General features: G+C 59.5%; 1 pseudogene. It reads right to left on the bottom strand.

Annotated elements, in window-relative coordinates:
- A pseudogene (locus tag SB754_RS22185) lies at nt 1-238 on the bottom strand (hypothetical protein); the annotation flags it as partial.
- Nucleotides 239-247 lie beyond the last annotated feature (9 nt).

Genomic DNA, 247 nt, shown 5'->3' with positions numbered 1-247 from the left:
CACCGAATTTCTTGTTGCGGCGGTACTGCTTCATGGCGGCGAAATAGGCCGGAGCCGGTTTCACATAAAGCAGCACTGTGGCCGCCAGGACCAGGACTATTCCCACGATGCCCAGCAGGGATGCCCCTGACGGAACCAGCAGGGACAGCAGCGACAGAACGGCGAAGACCGTCAGGACAATGCGGGCCCAGTTATGGCCCTTGCGGATAAAAATGGCCACCAGGAGGGTGATGGCCACGCTGATAAC

Origin of the sequence: Leifsonia sp. SIMBA_070 (genome assembly GCF_046534635.1) — a bacterium.
Taxonomy (GTDB): Bacteria; Actinomycetota; Actinomycetes; order Actinomycetales; family Microbacteriaceae; genus Leifsonia.
Note: the sequence above shows the minus strand (reverse complement) of the source record. Positions and strands in the feature narration are given on the sequence as shown.